14 protein-coding genes are annotated in these 17174 nt (G+C 38.2%); 12 read left to right on the top strand and 2 right to left on the bottom strand.

The features are described from left to right. Positions 1–50: 50 nt before the first annotated feature. The 6 genes from C8P65_RS07595 to recN all read left to right on the top strand — a co-directional run bounded on the left by C8P65_RS07595 (position 51) and on the right by recN (position 6513). The gene (locus C8P65_RS07595; RefSeq protein ID WP_107782285.1) at positions 51–650 is read left to right on the top strand and encodes a master DNA invertase Mpi family serine-type recombinase; all 600 of its coding nucleotides are present in this window, start codon (positions 51–53) and stop codon (positions 648–650) included. A 92-nt stretch (positions 651–742) separates the two neighbouring features. Further along, a complete protein-coding gene (locus C8P65_RS07590) occupies positions 743–2275 on the top strand; it encodes a helicase HerA-like domain-containing protein (protein WP_107782284.1) in 1533 nt (510 codons plus the stop codon). Then, the gene (locus C8P65_RS07585; protein WP_107782283.1) at positions 2275–2823 is read left to right on the top strand and encodes a hypothetical protein; all 549 of its coding nucleotides are present in this window, start codon (positions 2275–2277) and stop codon (positions 2821–2823) included. Before C8P65_RS07590 ends, C8P65_RS07585 begins: the two co-directional genes overlap by 1 nt. A gap of 16 nt (positions 2824–2839) precedes the next feature. Further along, positions 2840–3964: a 3,4-dihydroxy-2-butanone-4-phosphate synthase gene (gene ribB / locus C8P65_RS07580; protein ID WP_107782282.1), complete on the top strand. Its 1125-nt coding sequence runs from the start codon at positions 2840–2842 to the stop codon at positions 3962–3964. A gap of 3 nt (positions 3965–3967) precedes the next feature. Next, the gene (gene porD, locus C8P65_RS07575; protein WP_107782281.1) at positions 3968–4849 is read left to right on the top strand and encodes a type IX secretion system protein PorD; all 882 of its coding nucleotides are present in this window, start codon (positions 3968–3970) and stop codon (positions 4847–4849) included. A 5-nt stretch (positions 4850–4854) separates the two neighbouring features. Then, positions 4855–6513, top strand: coding sequence for a DNA repair protein RecN (gene recN, locus C8P65_RS07570; RefSeq protein ID WP_107782280.1), 1659 nt, complete (start codon positions 4855–4857; stop codon positions 6511–6513). Between the two features lie 100 nt (positions 6514–6613). Here recN and C8P65_RS07565 read toward each other — a convergent pair whose 3' ends face one another. Continuing rightward, entirely contained in the window at positions 6614–8959 is a 2346-nt protein-coding gene (locus C8P65_RS07565) for an ATP-dependent helicase (RefSeq protein ID WP_107782279.1), read from the bottom strand. Positions 8960–9016: 57 nt separating this feature from the next. After that, complete coding sequence (locus tag C8P65_RS07560) at positions 9017–9487, bottom strand: helix-turn-helix domain-containing protein (RefSeq protein ID WP_107782278.1); 471 nt, start codon at positions 9485–9487, stop codon at positions 9017–9019. 377 nt (positions 9488–9864) lie between these two features. Here C8P65_RS07560 and C8P65_RS07555 point away from each other — a divergent pair, with 377 nt between their 5' ends. From C8P65_RS07555 to C8P65_RS07530, 6 genes are all read left to right on the top strand, one after another. Continuing rightward, positions 9865–10923: a M14 family zinc carboxypeptidase gene (locus C8P65_RS07555; protein WP_107782277.1), complete on the top strand. Its 1059-nt coding sequence runs from the start codon at positions 9865–9867 to the stop codon at positions 10921–10923. A gap of 94 nt (positions 10924–11017) precedes the next feature. Beyond that, positions 11018–11497: an Lrp/AsnC family transcriptional regulator gene (locus C8P65_RS07550; RefSeq protein ID WP_107782276.1), complete on the top strand. Its 480-nt coding sequence runs from the start codon at positions 11018–11020 to the stop codon at positions 11495–11497. A 218-nt stretch (positions 11498–11715) separates the two neighbouring features. After that, on the top strand, positions 11716–13413 hold the full coding sequence (locus tag C8P65_RS07545) for an AAA family ATPase (protein ID WP_245887368.1): 1698 nt from the start codon (positions 11716–11718) through the stop codon (positions 13411–13413). After that, positions 13394–14710, top strand: a complete 1317-nt coding sequence (locus tag C8P65_RS07540; protein ID WP_107782275.1) for a 5-methylcytosine restriction system specificity protein McrC — start codon at positions 13394–13396, stop codon at positions 14708–14710. Before C8P65_RS07545 ends, C8P65_RS07540 begins: the two co-directional genes overlap by 20 nt. A 12-nt stretch (positions 14711–14722) precedes the next feature. After that, positions 14723–15418 carry a class I SAM-dependent methyltransferase gene (locus C8P65_RS07535; RefSeq protein WP_107782274.1) on the top strand — a complete coding sequence of 232 codons (696 nt, stop codon included), beginning with the start codon at positions 14723–14725 and terminating at the stop codon, positions 15416–15418. 77 nt (positions 15419–15495) lie between these two features. Next, positions 15496–17130, top strand: coding sequence for an ABC-F family ATP-binding cassette domain-containing protein (locus C8P65_RS07530; RefSeq protein WP_107782273.1), 1635 nt, complete (start codon positions 15496–15498; stop codon positions 17128–17130). Positions 17131–17174 lie beyond the last annotated feature (44 nt).

The following is a 17174-nucleotide window of genomic DNA, read 5'->3' as shown; positions in this document are numbered from 1 at the left end:
TTTCATTGTTTTTGATTATATTTATTAGTTTAATCAAATTAATTTATACAATGATTTATGGATATATTCGGGTGAGTTCCGATAAACAAACTGTAGAAAATCAACGTTTTGAAATTAGTAATTTCTGTGAGAAAAACAGCCTAACTATTGATGTTTGGGTAGAAGAAACTATTTCGGGTATGACAAGAGTAGAGAATAGAAAACTCGGCAAACTCCTCAAAAAAATGAAAAAAGGCGATGTGCTTATTTGCTCAGAATTGTCGCGGTTAGGGCGTAACCTCTTGATGATTATGGGGGTACTTAATGAGTGTATGAACCGCGATATTCAGGTGTGGACAATTAAAGATAATTATCGCTTGGGGAGCGATATTAATAGCAAAGTGTTGGCGTTTGCCTTTGGACTCTCTGCTGAGATTGAACGTAACCTTATCAGTCAGCGTACCAAAGAGGCATTGGCACGCAAGAAAGCAGAGGGAGTAGTTCTCGGTCGCCCTAAAGGTAGTAAGTCCGCCAAAACAAAACTCACCGGACAAGAAAAACAGATTAAGGAGCTTTTAGAGAAAAAAGTATCGTATTCGGCTATTGGACGTATATTAGGAGTACACCGTCTTACAGTAAGTAGTTTCGTGAAAAAAATTGCGGATAGTTAGTTGTTATTTGAGATTTATTTTGTACCTTTGTGCCTTGAATTGTGCATTAACTATTCCTTACCCATTCTTAATCACAAAATCACTAACATCTGATGACTAAAATAGACGCTTTTAAAGAAACTATGATAGCAGGGTATACCTGCAAAGGGGAGTATATCACCGTAGGAGGGGCTGTGTATGAAGGGCAGCCGCTTGAAAATGTATACGTAAATATTCCTCTGAAAACCCTTAACCGTCACGGTCTGATAGCAGGAGCTACAGGTACAGGTAAGACAAAAAGCCTACAGGTGATGGCTGAACACCTTTCTAAAAAAGGAGTGCCTGTGCTGCTGATGGACCTTAAAGGCGACCTTAGTGGTATAGGTGAGTCGGGTGAGGTGAAGCCTTTTATATTAGAGCGACTTGGCAAAATAGGCTTAGACTTTCAGCCGCAAGCTTTCCCTACTGAATTGCTTACTATCTCTGAACAAAATGGGGTGCGTATGCGCGCTACTGTATCGGAGTTTGGGGCTACTCTCTTATCGCGTATCTTAGACCTTAGTGAGGTGCAAGAGGGGGTGTTGGCCGTAGTTTTTAAATATTGCGACGACCACGCTTTACCACTTTTAGACCTCAAAGACCTTAAGAAAGTATTGCAATATGCCACAGAAGAGGGTAAGTCGAGCTTTGAAAAAGAGTACGGAGCAGTATCAAAATCGTCTACTAGTGCTATTCTGCGCAAGATAGTAGAGCTTGAGCATCAAGGGGCTGAACGTTTCTTTGGCGAAGTGAGTTTTGACCCTGCTGATCTATTGCGTACTAATGGCAAAGGTGAGGGGTATGTGAATATCATACGCCTAACAGATATACAAGACCGCCCTAAAATGTTCTCTACCTTTATGTTGAGCTTATTGGCAGAGATCTACACCACTTTCCCAGAGGTAGGCGACCTACCTAAACCTAAATTGGTGATATTTATAGATGAAGCGCATCTTATCTTCAACGAAGCTTCGCGCACACTGCTCAACCAGTTAGAAAATATAGTAAAACTCATACGTTCAAAAGGGGTGGGGCTTATTTTCTGTACCCAAAACCCTACAGATATACCTGATGCAGTACTTTCGCAGTTGGGTATGAAGATACAGCACGCTATTAGGGCTTTCACCGCTAAAGACCGCAAGGCTATTAAGCTAACGGCTGAGAATTACCCCAGCTCTGATTTCTACGATACTGCGGAAACGCTTACTTCGCTTGGTACAGGTGAGGCTTTGGTAACTGCCCTTAACGAGAAAGGTATCCCTACGCCATTGGTGGCTACGATGATGCGTGCCCCTATGAGTCGTATGGATGTGCTTACTCCCGCAGAGATTGATGCACTTATAGCGCACTCTGAACTGGCACGCAAGTACAATGAGGTGATAGACCGTGAAAGTGCTTATGAGTTGCTAAACAAGAAGATAGACGAGATTCACACTGAAGAGGCAAAACAAAAAGAGGCTACTGTTACCGAAAAACAGTCCGCACCCAAGACTATCCAGACTAAGGGAAGGCGTTCTTCGGCACAAAATCCGTTGATAAAAATGGTTACCAGCGCTACCTTTGTAAGAGGGGTATTAGGAATATTAAACAAAATTATTAAGAAATAATGAGAAAGTACTTTATCGCAACTATGGTTATAATGAGCCTCATAGGCTGTAGTGATAACAAAAATGAGTTTTTAATTAGCAATGATAGAGTAGGGGGACTTCAGAAAGATACTCCTATACAGAAATTAGATTCTATTTTTGCTAAAGATTCTATTGTAAACTCTAACTTAGAGGGAGAATTGCGCTATGCAAGTACCGAACGCATCACTATTTTTAATAAAGAAGGGAAAGAACTGTTAGAAATAACTCCTAAAACCAATGATAAGGACGAAAAAGTAGTAGAAAGCGTCTTTATACTGTCGGAATTATACACTACAGATAAAGGAATATCGCTTAAAAGTACTTTTAAAGACGTAAAAGAGAAATACCCTGAGTTGGATATAGAACCTTCTATTAGCAGCGTAATAGTAACTCCTAAGGGGCAAAATTTCTATTTTACGTTTGATAAAACAGCCTTAAAAACCAATAATTTAGGGCTTTCTGATACTGTGACAGCTAATGATATAGACGATACCGCTAAAATCACTCGTATCAGTATTAATTTTTAGGAAAATAATAAAAAAAATGAACCATATTAAACTTAACAGCATTGAAGAAGCTGTAGAGGATATAAAAAAAGGGAAAGTAGTCATCGTAGTAGATGATGAAAACCGCGAAAACGAAGGTGACTTTATAGCCGCTGCTGAAAAGGTAACCCCTGAGATGATCAACTTTATGATTACTAATGGTAGGGGGTTAGTATGTGCACCGCTTACTGAAAAGCGTTGTGCAGAACTTGATTTGCCAATGATGGTACAAAACAATACTGTACTGCACGAAACACAGTTTACTGTATCGGTAGACCTCAAAGGCAATGGTTGTACTACAGGTATTTCAGCTTTTGATCGCGCTAAGACTATACAAGCCTTAGTAAACCCTGATACTAAGCCTTTTGATTTGGGTAGACCAGGGCATATATTTCCGCTTCGCGCTAAAGAAGGAGGAGTATTGCGTCGTACAGGGCACACAGAAGCTGCTATAGACCTTACTCGTATTGCGGGACTTTATCCTGCTGGTATTTTGGTAGAAATCCTAAATGAAGATGGTACTATGGCACGCCTACCACAGTTGGTAGAAGTAGCTAAAAAATTTGACCTTAAAATCATCTCTATAGAAGACCTTATTGCCTACCGTATGCGCAAAGATACTTTGGTGATTAAGAAAGAGGATTTTGCGCTACAAACTCCGTATGGAGAGTTTCGTTTGCGTGCTTATGAGCAAACTACTAATAAACAGATACATTTAGCCTTTACTAAAGGTTCTTGGAAGGCAGATGAGCCAGTGCTTACCCGAGTACATTCGTCATTTATCAGTAATGATATTTTGGAGGTATTAGCGGGTGATAAGGACAATCCGTTAGAGCGTATCTTTAAGAAAATCAACGAAGAAGGCAAAGGGGCTGTAATTGTAATCAACAAAGAAGGGTATTCTCAGAACCTGTTGCAGCGTATTACAGAGATGAAAGAGCACCAAAATGGACACCCACTGCCGCAACTAAACAAAGATACTAAAGATATAGGTATGGGGGCTCAGATACTCAACGATTTGTCTATTAGAAAGTTGCGTTTGCTCACTAACTCTAAGAGTGCTGCCAGCTACGTAGGTATGTCGGGCTACGGATTAGAAATTACAGAGGAAATACCTTATTAATATATGAAGAAAATACTATTTGTAGGGGCTTTGCTGTGCTGTATGTTTACTAGGGCTCAAGAACTTAATGCCTTAGTGACAGTCAATACACAACAGGTAAACCAAAGCAATCGTTCGGTATTTAAGACTTTAGAAAAATCATTACAGGAGTTTATCAACCAAACTCGCTGGACAGACCTAAAAGTACGTGAAAACGAACGTATACGCTGTAGTTTTACCTTAATAATCAATAAGTTAGAAAATTCACATTATGAGGCAAGTCTGTTAGTGCAGTCATCACGCCCTGTGTATAACACTGCTTATTACACACCAGTATTCAACCTACAAGACAAAGAGGTAGCTTTTGATTATCAAGAGTTTGCTCCTCTTACTTTCAACGAAAACACTTTTGAGTCAAATCTTACTTCAGTAGTAGCCTATTATGTCTACCTGATATTAGGGTTTGATGCAGATACTTTTTCTGAGAAAACAGGTCATCCATATTTTCTAAAAGCTAAACAAATAGCCACTGCTGCACAGAATAGTGCTTATGCAGGCTGGGCTGATAATGGTAAGAATAATCGTTATTTGCTGATAAATGAACTTATATCAGAAAACTATGATTTATACCATAAGGCTTATTATCAATATCACCGCTTAGGTTTAGATGTGATGAGCTCACAAGAAAAAGAAGGCAAAGAGACTATACAAAACGCTATATTGCTTTTGGAGAAAATACCGAGCTTAAGGCTTAATTCTTACGCTATGGTAGCCTTTTTTAGTGCTAAAACTGATGAAATAGCTGCTATTTTTTCAGGAGGAGCTATTTTTGATACTAAACAGCTGAAAGAAGCCTTGGTGAAGCTATCGCCAGCGCAAATGACCAAGTGGAATGAAATAAAATAAAGACTATGCTCACAGCACTATCTATAAAAAACTATGCGCTTATTGACGACCTAAAAGTTGATTTCCCTGAGGGGTTTATCATTATCACAGGTGAAACAGGTTCGGGTAAATCCATTATGCTTGACGCTCTTTCTCTAATATTAGGCAAACGCGCTGATATGTCGGCTTTGCGCAATAAAGAAGAAAAATGTATCATAGAAGCTGAATTTTCATTGCAAAACTATGAATTTCAGTCTTTATTTCAGGAGTTAGACATTGATTACGACCCACAGACAATTATAAGGCGCGAGATATTGCCTTCAGGTAAGTCGCGTGCTTTTGTAAATGATGTGCCAGCTACTTTAGAGGTGCTTTCTCGTTTAGGACAGGTATTGGTAGATATTCATTCGCAGCATCAAACGCTTGCTCTTAGTGATACCTCCTTTCAGTTTGCTATTATTGATGCAATGGCAAATAATAAGTCATTGCTAACAGAGTACGTACAACTACACCAGTTACTCAAAAAAGAGCAGAAAAAGTTAGAAGAGCTTATTGAATTTCAGAAAAATGCTAAAAAAGAGTACGATTATAATCTGCACCAGCTTAAAGAGCTCAAATCGGCTACTTTAGAAGAGGGTATTTTAGAAGAATTAGAAGAAAGTTATGAGGAAGCCTCTAATATAGAGGATATAAAAGAGAATGTATCGGAGAGTCTTTACTTACTAAATGATGAGAATATAGGTATTCTTAATAATTTGTGCGAACTTAAGCGAGCTTTCTCATCGCTTACTGAGTATAAACAGCTTTACCGCGATTTATATGAACGTATAGAGTCTGCTTTCTTAGAATTAGAAGATTTGGCTTCAGAAATCAGTGATATAGATGAGAGCATAGAGGCCGACCCTGATAACTTAGAGCAAATCTCTAAGCAACTAAATAAGATTTACTCTTTGCAAAAGAAGCATAGTGTAGCAACAGTAGAAGAACTGATAGCTATTCAGCAAGAGTTAGAAGAAGCAGTATCAAAAACAGAAAGCGTAGATATAGACCTTACTAAGCAAAAGAAGATAGTAGAGGAGCAGCATACAGCAACCCTCAAGAAGGCAAACCAGCTACACAAAGCGCGCGAGAAGGTTATCCCAACTCTCGACAAAAAGCTCACTAATTTTATGCACGAGCTTGGTATGCCTAATGGGCGTTTTTCGATTACCCTTACCACTGTTGATACTTTCTTTGCTAACGGCAATGACGAGCTTTCATTCTTGTTTTCTGCTAATAAAGGCGGGGATTTTGGACAGTTAAAAAAGGTAGCTTCTGGAGGAGAACTCTCTCGTATAATGCTGGCAGTCAAGGCTATTATGGCAGAACATACCGCTCTTCCTACTATTATGTTTGATGAGATTGATACAGGGGTTTCTGGTGAAATCTCTCAGAAGATGGGCGATATTATGAAGCAAATGAGCCAAAACCGACAAGTATTTGCTATCACGCATTTGCCGCAAATAGCAGCTAAAGGGGCTTACCATTTTAAGGTCTTTAAAGAAGATAGCAAAGGAAAGACCACAACTCATTTAAAACTCCTTACAGAAGAAGAACGTATTATAGAACTTTCTGAAATGCTTGAAGGTAAAAACAGCGGTGCTTCAGCTCGTAATCACGCTATAGAACTATTAAGAAAAGGATAGAAAATTTGATAATTTGTCAATTAACAAATAAAAAAGAGTCTATTAGTTTAAAATCTAATAGACTCTTTTTTATTAACTCATTGGCTAATTTACAAATTAGCTAATTGACTATAGTTAGCTTTGCAAATCTCAGCAGGATATTTTTAAGACCTCCTACCTCGAAGTTTATTTGTGCTTTTTTATCGTTGCCACTACCTTCTAAGCCAACCACTTTACCTTTGCCAAAACGCTCGTGATAGACATTAGTGCCTATATCTAAACCATTATAAACATCTTTGATAGCTAAGTTTTGCATAGCATTGATAGGCTTTAATTTGCGTAGCTTCTGTTGTTCTTCACCTGTAGGTGCATTTTTAGCAGGAGGTGTACCACTAATAGGCTTTTGTAGGCGTAACTTACTCTTATCTACTTCTCCAAATATATCTCTATTCACCAAAGGCTTATAACGATAGTTAGGATTAGATAGAGTAGGAGTGAGGTAACTCAAGTATTTCTCTTCTATTTCTTCTATAAATCTACTAGGTTCAGAGGGCGAAAGCTGTCCCCAGCGATAACGATTCTCTGCATAAGTGAGGTAGGCCTGCTTCTCGGCGCGTGTAAGTGCAACGTAGAATAAGCGCCGCTCTTCCTCTAACTCCTCACGCGATTGTATACTCTTAGCCAAGGGGAAAAGGTCTTCTTCCATTCCCACCACATATACGTATGGGAACTCCAATCCTTTAGCTAAGTGTATGGTCATCAGGGCTACACGGTCTTCATCACCTATCTCTTTATCAGAATCAGTGGCTAATGACACATCTTCTAAATACTCTGTTAGGCTGCCTGTGCTATCGGCTATATCCTCTTGTCCTGCAACGAAATCCTTAATACCATTTAGCATCTCCTCGATGTTTTCCATCTTAGCAATTCCCTCAGGAGTACCATCTTTCTTAAACTCTTGCAGCAATCCTGTTTTCTTAGCTACTTGTTCTGCTACCTCAAAGGCATTAGCCTCTTTGTTAAGCGCCTGAAAGTTGAGTATCATCACCACAAAGTCAGTTAGTTTCTGTCGAGTGGTGCTATTAATGTGCAAATCAGGTAGTTTATTGATATTGTACATCACCTCAAACAGCGATTTTTTATAATGATTAGCCGCTAAAGTCAGCTTTTCCATTGTAGTTTCGCCTATACCACGCGCTGGGAAGTTAATAATACGTACTAAAGCCTCTTCGTCATTGGGGTTAATGATAAGCCTGAGGTAAGCCAACACATCTTTTATCTCTTTTCGCTGATAAAACGAAAGCCCGCCATAAATACGATACGGAATATCCCGCTTTCTCAGCGCATCTTCTATAGCACGCGACTGCGAGTTAGTGCGATATAGCACTGCAAAACTGCCGTTGGGCAACTGATGCTGCATCTTATTCTCAAAGATAGACCCTGCCACAAATCGTCCCTCATCAGCATCGGTAGCACTGCGATGCACCTTTATAGGTTCACCCAACTCATTTTCAGTAAATACCACCTTATCTAAGCGTATTTTATTATGCTCAATTACGCTGTTGGCAGCCTCTACGATATTCTTGGTCGAGCGGTAATTCTGCTCCAATTTGTACTCCTTGGCTTCAGGATAGTCGCTTTTGAAGTTCAGAATATTGTTGATATTCGCCCCGCGGAAAGCATAAATACTCTGTGCATCGTCGCCTACTACGCATATATTGTGAAAACGGTCAGCTAAAGCCTTGACAATCAGATATTGAGAGTGGTTAGTATCTTGGTACTCATCTACCAATATATACTGAAATCTATTTTGGTATTTAGCTAATACTTCAGGGAAAACATTTAGCAACTCATTGGTTCTGAGCAATAAATCATCAAAATCCATTGCTCCTGCTTTGAAGCACCTATCTACATACTCTTGATAAATATCTCCAAAGCGCGGTTGTCGCCTAGCTGCATCTGCCTCAATCAGTTCCGGACTATTAAAATAAGCCCGTACAGTGATAAGATTATTCTTTAAAGACGATATTCGCTGCTGTATTTGCTTATATTTATACACATCTTTGTCTAATTCCTTCTCTTTTATAATACCATTGATAAGACGTTGCGAATCTTGCGTATCATAAATGGTAAAATTCTGCGGAAAACCCAACTTATCAGCTTCAAATCGCAATATTCTAGCAAAAACGGAGTGAAAAGTACCCATCCATAGGTTCTTAGCCTCGTTATTGCCGACTATATCGGCAATTCGCTTCTTCATTTCGTTGGCAGCCTTATTCGTAAAAGTAAGAGCAAGTATGTTGAAAGCGTCTACCCCTTGGCGCATAAGATTGGCTATGCGATAGGTCAGCACACGCGTTTTGCCCGAGCCTGCGCCTGCTATTACAATGATAGGTCCTTCTTTTTGAAGCACTGCCGCTCGCTGAGGAGCGTTGAGTCGTTCTAATTCCTTTGAAAATAAGTCCATAAGTAGTGTGTTCTAAAAGGCTGCAAAGATAGCAAAACAATTCCCAATTCGCAATGTTTAATTGTCAAAAACCTCAAAGTGATTGTCCTCGTAAAAGAAAATAATCCGTTTAATCTTCTTGTGCGTATCTGCCAGTGCAGAAAGTTTTTCTTCTACTATAGGAGCTGTAGCAGACACTTGTACAGCTTTCTCTTGCGCTGAAGCAGCTACAGTAGGCGAGGGGGTAGGAGCCATCTCTATTTCGGGTATATCACTAAATAGGTCTGGTTGCTTTCGAGGAGAAATGCTATGCGTCTCTTCCTTGCGCGGAAAACTTCCTTTGCCTTGTGTAATCCAATACATATCTACCTCAGGGAATTTTTCGATAAGCTTCAGAATAAAATCTAAGCTGGGCTTATTGCGCTCTGATAGTAAATGCGAAATGCCTGAACGCTGAATTTCTAAGCTATCAGCAAAGGCAGCTGCATTAAGTCCGTAATAATCCATTACTTGTTGTAACCTTTGTGCAAAATCTGTTGTGTTTAACATTGTAATTATTGTTTAAAAAGTTAAGAATGCACAAATGTAAATCAAAAAAATGAGATACACAACTATAAACATGACTATTTTTTAAAGGTATAAAGTATTAATTTACAAAACATATGTAACTAACTGATATAAATAAAGATACATTTTAATTATAAAAATAATCTATCACATTACAGTCTAATAAAATTCAGTAGTTACGACGCTAATCTATAGTTAATAATACTATCACTATTTTAAAATCTCCCGTAGGGCAAATAATTATAAATTACAATTGTAAAATATTATGAATTACAGTGTTTTACTTTTGTAACTTATATTTAATACAAAAATAATCAGTATATTTGCCTCATTTAATAGCTTATAAAATTTCAATAACTATGGTAACAGAACTTCACGGACGCTATATTAACTATCAGATGATAGCTCCTCTGCTTGCAGCATACCCCTTTCAGGAGGTTATTCCCCTTGGAAAATCAGTAAAAGGTACGCCTATCAATCTTTATAGAATAGGAAAAGGGACTAAAAAAGTGCTTATATGGTCGCAAATGCACGGTAATGAATCTACTACTACTAAAGCTCTTTTTGATGTTTTTGAGCAACTAAAAACAGCTGATTTTACCAAAAATCTGAGTATTTACGTTATCCCAATGCTCAATCCTGACGGCGCTGAAGTGTTCACACGTGTAAATTACAATCAAATCGACCTAAATAGAGATGCTTACGAGCTTACCCAACCTGAAAGCAAATGTTTGCGCAAAGCTTATGATTTAGTACAACCTGATTTCTGCTTCAATTTGCACGACCAGCGCACTATCTTCAGTGTAGCACAAACCTCCAATCCAGCTACAGTCTCTTTTTTAGCCCCAGCTTACAACGAAGAACGTAGTATAAATTCAGTCCGCGAGGCGGCTATGAAGCTAATTGTACTGATGTACCAATCCCTTGATATTCCTAATCAAATTGCCCGTTTTGACGATGCTTTTAATATCAATTGTACAGGCGATAGATATACAGCTCTCAGCACTCCTACCATACTGTTTGAAGCAGGGCACTTTCCTATTGATTACAACCGTGAACAAACTAGAAAATATATCGCGCAAGCTATTTTCGTAGGATTAAAAGGTATTGCTAATGATAGTTTTACAAATGTAAATCATAAAGATTACTTTTGTATACCTGAAAATGATAAGTGTTTTGTAGATATTTTGCTGCGCGATAATAATGCACATACAGCAGAGGTAGCCATTATGTATAAAGAAGTGCTAAAAGACAACCGTATTTACTTTGAGCCTTATATAGCTGAAATAGGAGATTTGTCGCATAAATACGGACATAAAGAAGATTTCTTAACGAATTTCGTAAAACCTCCTTTTGATAAAAATAGCATTGAAAAGCAGTTAGATTTGCATAATCCTTACTTCAAAGTAGCAGAATGATACGATTTATTTGAAAAATTATCTTATTTTATTTGGAATATTAAAAAAATAACTGTTACTTTGCGCATTATAAAATCATCAATCTTTAATAACTATGGCAAGATACAAATTAGACGAGGTAGATCATCAAATATTAGATTTGATGATAGACAACACCCGCACTCCTTTTACCGATATTGCTAAGCAATTAAATATTTCGGCTGGTACAGTGCACGTGCGTGTGCGCAAAATGGAAGAGATAGGCATCATTACGGGCTCTACCCTTACAGTCGATTATGACCGATTGGGGTATACTTTTATCGCTTATGTAGGTATTTTTTTAGAGCGTAACCATCAGGCGCAGTTCGTATTAGAGCGATTAGAAGAAATACCTTTTGTAACGGTAGCGCATATTACTTCGGGTAAGTACAATATTTTCTGCAAGATTAGAGCGAAAGACACCAAACACGCCAAAGAGGTGATTTATATGATTGATGATATACAAGGCGTAGCCCGTTCAGAAACAATGATTTCTATGGAAGAGGCCATCAACGACAAACGCCGCTTGCTACATAAAGCATTCCGCGAATTGTAAGTTTTTTTGAATCATATTTAAACACTTTGCCAGAGGTCGTAATTTATGACTTTTGGCAAAGTGTTTTTTTGTAAAGACATTTTTCTCCTGCTTCTTTACCCTTTACATTCGATATAAGATAGATATAGGATGGATATAGGAAGAGCGAAGGATAAGCGTCTTTTTCTTGTATATTCTAAAATAAATCGCTACCTTTGTTGCTTTAAAAAGTGAATACTATGATAGTTTATCAAAATATGAATAAGGAAAATGAAGATACTAAACATTATTGGCTATATAGCCCTGGAGAACAGGCTTCTAAATGGGAGGAGTTTTATAATGAAGGTATTATGGCTATTGGCTGGGACAAATTGGGAGATTTGGAAAATTACACGGATAGAAAATCTATTCTCGAAGCCCTAATAAACAATTATGGAGGAGGAGAAGACCAACGTAATAACGTTTCTGCTCTTGATGATTTTTGCAACGGAGAAAATAAAATAAATATAGGCGATATTGTCATTGCTAAAAAAGGAACAAAAACTTTATTAGGCTATGGCTGTATAACTTCTGATTATTATTATGACGAAGATAGGGAGGAATTCTTACATTGCCGTAAAGTTAAATGGCTTAAAAAGGGAGAATGGCAAACAGACGATAACTTAGTTCTAAAAGTACTTACAAATATAAAAAATAATCAAAAAGGCAAAAAATATTTGGATATTATGAATAAACAAGAGAATAACAATATAATAAACCTTCTCCGCTATAAACCTCAAATCATTCTACAAGGTCCCCCTGGTACTGGTAAAACTCGTGAGGCTAAACGTATTGTTAAAGCGTTATTAGGTTTAGGTGAAAATGATAGTTTAGAGGGCAATGAGCAATTCAAACTCATTCAGTTTCACCCCAGCTATTCTTATGAAGATTTTGTAAGAGGAATAGTCGCTAAACCTAACGAAGAGGGAAATGGTATTGTATATACTGCTGAAAATAAAATATTAGGGACTTTTGCTAAAGAAGCTTTTAATAATTGGCATAAAGCGCAACAAAGTACACAGACACTAAAAGAAGATGAGGTTTTTGAGGCTTTTATTGAACATATCAAAGAAGAATTAGCTCAAAGTGAAGACTACAAATATCCATTAACAGAAGCTGTTTATCTTTTTGATGCTGATGATAAGCGTTTTAAATATAAAGGTGATAATTGGGAAGTTCATAGTAATGGTTTGAATATGAATTATGCTGAAATTAAGCGTATTATCGAATCTGGTGTAAGAGATAGACAGGGGGTAACCAAATTGACGACTATAGGTGGTCAAGCCAGACAACACGCTTCTTATTTTCTGAGAATTGTAGAAAAATACTATGAGTTTAGAGAAAACTATAAGCCTACAGTTGATAAAATACCTCTTAAAAACTACGTTCTTGTCATAGATGAAATCAACCGCGCGAACTTATCAGCTGTACTCGGTGAACTTATCTATGCCTTAGAATACCGTGGCGAAGCAGTACAAAGTATGTACGCTATTGACGGAGAAAACAACCTTATTTTGCCCCCTAATCTCTATATCATTGGTACAATGAACACCGCTGACCGCTCCGTAGGACATATAGACTATGCCATTTGTCGCCGCTTTGCCTTTGTTAATATCTTACCTAAAGATTTAACAAATGAATTAGGCGACCAGTTTGAGAGTGCACTATTTGCTAAAGTGACTAACTTGTTCAATACTAATTTATCTCCTGAGTTCAAAAAGGAAGAGGTTCAATTAGGGCATTCATATTTTATTACTAAAAATACTCCTATCGACATCCGTTGGGAATACGAAATCAAACCTATTTTGTTCGAATATGTGAAAGATGGTATCCTCGTAGGAGAGGGAATAGAAACTACTATAAATAACCTTATCAACGATGAAAATAACGCTTTTTGAACATAAGCCTTATAGCATCAAAAAGGAGGGGGAGCCGCTAAAAATCTTTGAGGCAATACCTCAGATTTGTCCGTATATATTGAAAAAAGATCGACAGGGTAATCCTGTCTATCCTTTTGAAATTAAGCGTACAAATGAGGGTGAAGTATGTTTGCAGGCAGGCTATTATATAGGGGCGTTGTGGTTGGTAAAACATCACAAATTTGTATACATAGAGCCTAAAATGAATAAAAAAAAGGTAGCCGAAGGCCCTCCTATTCAAGAGGAAGAATGGGCAGAAATCGACTATTTAAAAATGCTTCTAAGTATTACAGGGCTTGATACTAAAAATACACAAGACCTCATCAAAATCTATTGGGACGAACCTCCAATTACTATCGAACAGCAAAAAGATACGCTCACGCCTTTTCTAATGGTGCAATTCCTTTTGCTACTGAAGCGTATTGTGCGCAAAGGACTTAAAAAATCGTATTACACGGTTGAGGAGAATCTTAATAGCCGTATCAAAGGTAAGATACAGTTAGCTAAACACCTCAAACAAAATGTTTTTAAAAACAAACTCACAGCCCACGTATGTAGGTATCAAGAGTTTGGAATGGATAACCTCGAAAATCGCTTTTTAAAGAAAGTTTTACAATTTATCATCAGTTTTAAGAATACGCACCCCAATTATTTTGCAGGTAATGACAAATCTATTTGCGAATTGATTACCTATTGTAGCCCACATTTTGAGTTGATTTCGGAAGAAATTGATGTTGAAAACCTCAAAAAACTTACTCCTACTACTTTTTTTAAAGAATATGAGGAAGCCATTCGCATTGGGAAGCATATCTTAAAGCGTTTTTCGTATAATATCACCGAAACAACCCAACAAAAAGTCACTATTCCACCTTTTTGGATAGATATGCCCAAACTTTTTGAACTATATGTCTATAAAAAGCTACAAGAACAGTTTAGAGATAGGGAAGAGGTACTCTATCATTTTATTGTCGATTATACCGAATTAGATTTCTTGCTCAACACTCCAGAATACAAAATGGTCATTGATGCCAAGTATAAGCCTATTTATGAAGATAGTAGAGTGATAGACGACATCCGCCAAGTGAGTGGTTATGCTCGCTTAGAAAGAGTTTATCAAAAACTTGGTTTAGAGGGTAGTAGTGAACTCATAGATTGCCTTATTATCTACCCTTCTTTAGATGAAAATACAAACTTTAACCTAAAAGATAAGAAAATCGCTGGATATAGAAATATCTATAAAAAAAGTATATCCATTCCATTAATTACTAATCTTTAATCATTCATTATTATGTCAAAATTCTACAACGAAATTGCGGAAAAATACGATTATATTTTTCCGCTATCACCAGCTCACCAAACCTTCTTTGCTAGTGAACTATGTGGCAAAACCGTTCTTGATGTAGGTGCTGCCACGGGCAACCTCACCGCTTACTTATTATCACAAGATTACGAGGTTACCGCTATTGACCTTAGCGAGCGACTCATTGCCGAAGCAGCCAAGAAAGGCATTGTGGTACAACCACTTAATATGCTTGATATTGAACAGCTGGCTATCTTCGACAATATCGTTTGTATTGGTAATACATTGCCGCACCTCGATAGTAAAACATCTGTACAGCTCTTTTTGCAAAAAGCCTATGGACAACTTGCTCAAAAGGGTAAACTTATCTTGCAAATAGTCAATTTTCAGAAGTATTTTGCCCAAAAGCAAGGCAATTATTTAGGTAATTTACCTCTGATAGCCAATGATAAGGTAAAATTTGAACGATTTTACTATCTAAATGACAGCGATAAAATCATCTTTAAGACTATTTTAGACGATACTATAGAAAATGAAGGGCTACTACAGTCTATTTTTGCTAACGAACTCACCGATTGGCTTATCAAAATAGGGTTTAAAAACCTTAAACTGTATGGCAATTTTAAGAAAGATCCTTTTGAGGCTGAAAAATCAATGGCGTTGATTGTCAGTGCTGAAAAATGAGTTTTGAACTAAGATTTTCGTATCTTACAAATATTGCGTATATTTGCACTTTTAAAATAATTAATAACAACTAGAAAATGTTATCAGTATCCAATTTATCTGTACAATTCGGCAAGCGTGTCCTCTTCGATGAGGTAAACGTAACCTTTACTCAAGGCAACTGCTACGGCATCATCGGTGCCAATGGAGCAGGAAAATCTACTTTCCTTAAAATTCTTTCAGGCAAGCAAGAACCTACTTCGGGGCGCGTTATCCTCGAACCTGGTAAACGTATGTCGGTGCTTGAGCAAGACCACTACGCTTATGACGATTACACCGTACTCGACACTGTCATTATGGGCAACAAAGTTCTTTCTAAAGTCAAAAAAGAGATGGACGACCTCTATGCTGACTACTCTGATGAGCACGCCGAGCGTATAGGTGAGCTACAAATGCAGTTCGACGAGATGAATGGCTGGAATGCCGAGAGTGATGCTGCTGCTTTGCTCTCTAACTTAGGTATTGCTGAGGATATGCACTACACTCTAATGTCCGAAATGGACGGCAAACTCAAAGTGCGGGTACTTTTGGCACAAGCCCTCTTTGGCAACCCCGATGTACTCATAATGGACGAGCCTACCAACGACCTCGACTTTGAGACTATTGGTTGGCTGGAGAACTTTTTGGCTAATTACGACAATACGGTGATTGTAGTCTCTCACGACCGTCACTTCCTCGATGCCGTTTGTACCCATATCTCGGATATTGACTTTGGAAAAATCAACCATTATTCGGGTAACTATACTTTCTGGTACGAAAGTAGTCAGTTGGCAGCCCGTCAGCGTGCGCAACAGAATAAAAAGGCGGAAGAGAAAGCCAAAGAGTTACAGGAATTTATTGCGCGCTTTAGTGCCAACGTGGCAAAATCAAAACAAGCGACCTCTCGTAAGAAGATGTTGGAGAAACTCAATATCGAGGAAATCAAACCGTCTTCTCGCCGTTACCCTGCCATCATCTTCGAGCGCGAGCGCGAGGCAGGCGATCAAATCCTACATGTGGAAAACCTTGCTGCGTCTATTGACGGGCAGGTATTGTTCCAAAATGTGGATATTAACCTTGCCAAAGACGACAAAGTAGCCGTGATTTCTAAGGATTCACGCGCCACTACTGCCTTTTATGAGATTCTTAACAACAACCTTAAGCCCGATGCAGGTACTTTTGCGTGGGGTATCACCACTTCGCAGTCTTACCTTCCCGTGGATAACTCCGATTTCTTCACCCAAGACCTTTCCTTGGTGGATTGGTTGCGCCAATGGGCAAAAACAGAGGAAGAGCGTGAGGAAGTATATGTGCGTGGCTTCTTGGGCAAGATGCTTTTCAGTGGCGAGGAAGCCCTCAAAAACTGCAAAGTACTTTCAGGAGGCGAGAAAGTGCGCTGTATGCTCAGCCGTATGATGATGTTGCGCGCTAATGTGCTAATGCTCAACGAACCTACCAACCATTTGGATTTGGAGAGCATCACCGCCTTCAATAACTCGCTGAAAAACTTCAAAGGCACAGTGCTTTTCACCACCCACGACCACGAATTTTCGCAAACCGTTGCTAATCGTATCATCGAGCTTACCCCTAGTGGCATTATCGATCGCTATATGACCTTTGATGAGTATATGGACGACAAAAATATTCAGGAATTGAGGGAAAAGATGTATAGTGCGAGCCGCACAAGCAATTAATAATAGCAATTACAATTGACTTTGACAAAGTTCTAAAGCTTTGT

The organism is Capnocytophaga leadbetteri (genome assembly GCF_003054025.1).
In the GTDB taxonomy this organism is placed as follows: domain Bacteria; phylum Bacteroidota; class Bacteroidia; order Flavobacteriales; family Flavobacteriaceae; genus Capnocytophaga; species Capnocytophaga leadbetteri.
The sequence above is the reverse complement of the archived record's forward strand: the minus strand, read 5'-3'. Positions and strand labels throughout refer to the sequence as shown.

Coding starts and splice junctions, on each gene's coding strand:
- C8P65_RS07540 (WP_107782275.1), top strand. CDS start 13,394: ATGAAAATAACGCTTTTTGAACATAAGCCTTATAGCATCAAAAAGGAG.
- C8P65_RS07595 (WP_107782285.1), top strand. CDS start 51: ATGATTTATGGATATATTCGGGTGAGTTCCGATAAACAAACTGTAGAA.
- C8P65_RS07560 (WP_107782278.1), bottom strand. CDS start 9,487: ATGTTAAACACAACAGATTTTGCACAAAGGTTACAACAAGTAATGGAT.
- C8P65_RS07585 (WP_107782283.1), top strand. CDS start 2,275: ATGAGAAAGTACTTTATCGCAACTATGGTTATAATGAGCCTCATAGGC.
- recN (WP_107782280.1), top strand. CDS start 4,855: ATGCTCACAGCACTATCTATAAAAAACTATGCGCTTATTGACGACCTA.
- C8P65_RS07590 (WP_107782284.1), top strand. CDS start 743: ATGACTAAAATAGACGCTTTTAAAGAAACTATGATAGCAGGGTATACC.
- C8P65_RS07535 (WP_107782274.1), top strand. CDS start 14,723: ATGTCAAAATTCTACAACGAAATTGCGGAAAAATACGATTATATTTTT.
- C8P65_RS07565 (WP_107782279.1), bottom strand. CDS start 8,959: ATGGACTTATTTTCAAAGGAATTAGAACGACTCAACGCTCCTCAGCGA.
- C8P65_RS07530 (WP_107782273.1), top strand. CDS start 15,496: ATGTTATCAGTATCCAATTTATCTGTACAATTCGGCAAGCGTGTCCTC.
- porD (WP_107782281.1), top strand. CDS start 3,968: ATGAAGAAAATACTATTTGTAGGGGCTTTGCTGTGCTGTATGTTTACT.
- C8P65_RS07555 (WP_107782277.1), top strand. CDS start 9,865: ATGGTAACAGAACTTCACGGACGCTATATTAACTATCAGATGATAGCT.
- C8P65_RS07545 (WP_245887368.1), top strand. CDS start 11,716: ATGATAGTTTATCAAAATATGAATAAGGAAAATGAAGATACTAAACAT.
- C8P65_RS07550 (WP_107782276.1), top strand. CDS start 11,018: ATGGCAAGATACAAATTAGACGAGGTAGATCATCAAATATTAGATTTG.
- ribB (WP_107782282.1), top strand. CDS start 2,840: ATGAACCATATTAAACTTAACAGCATTGAAGAAGCTGTAGAGGATATA.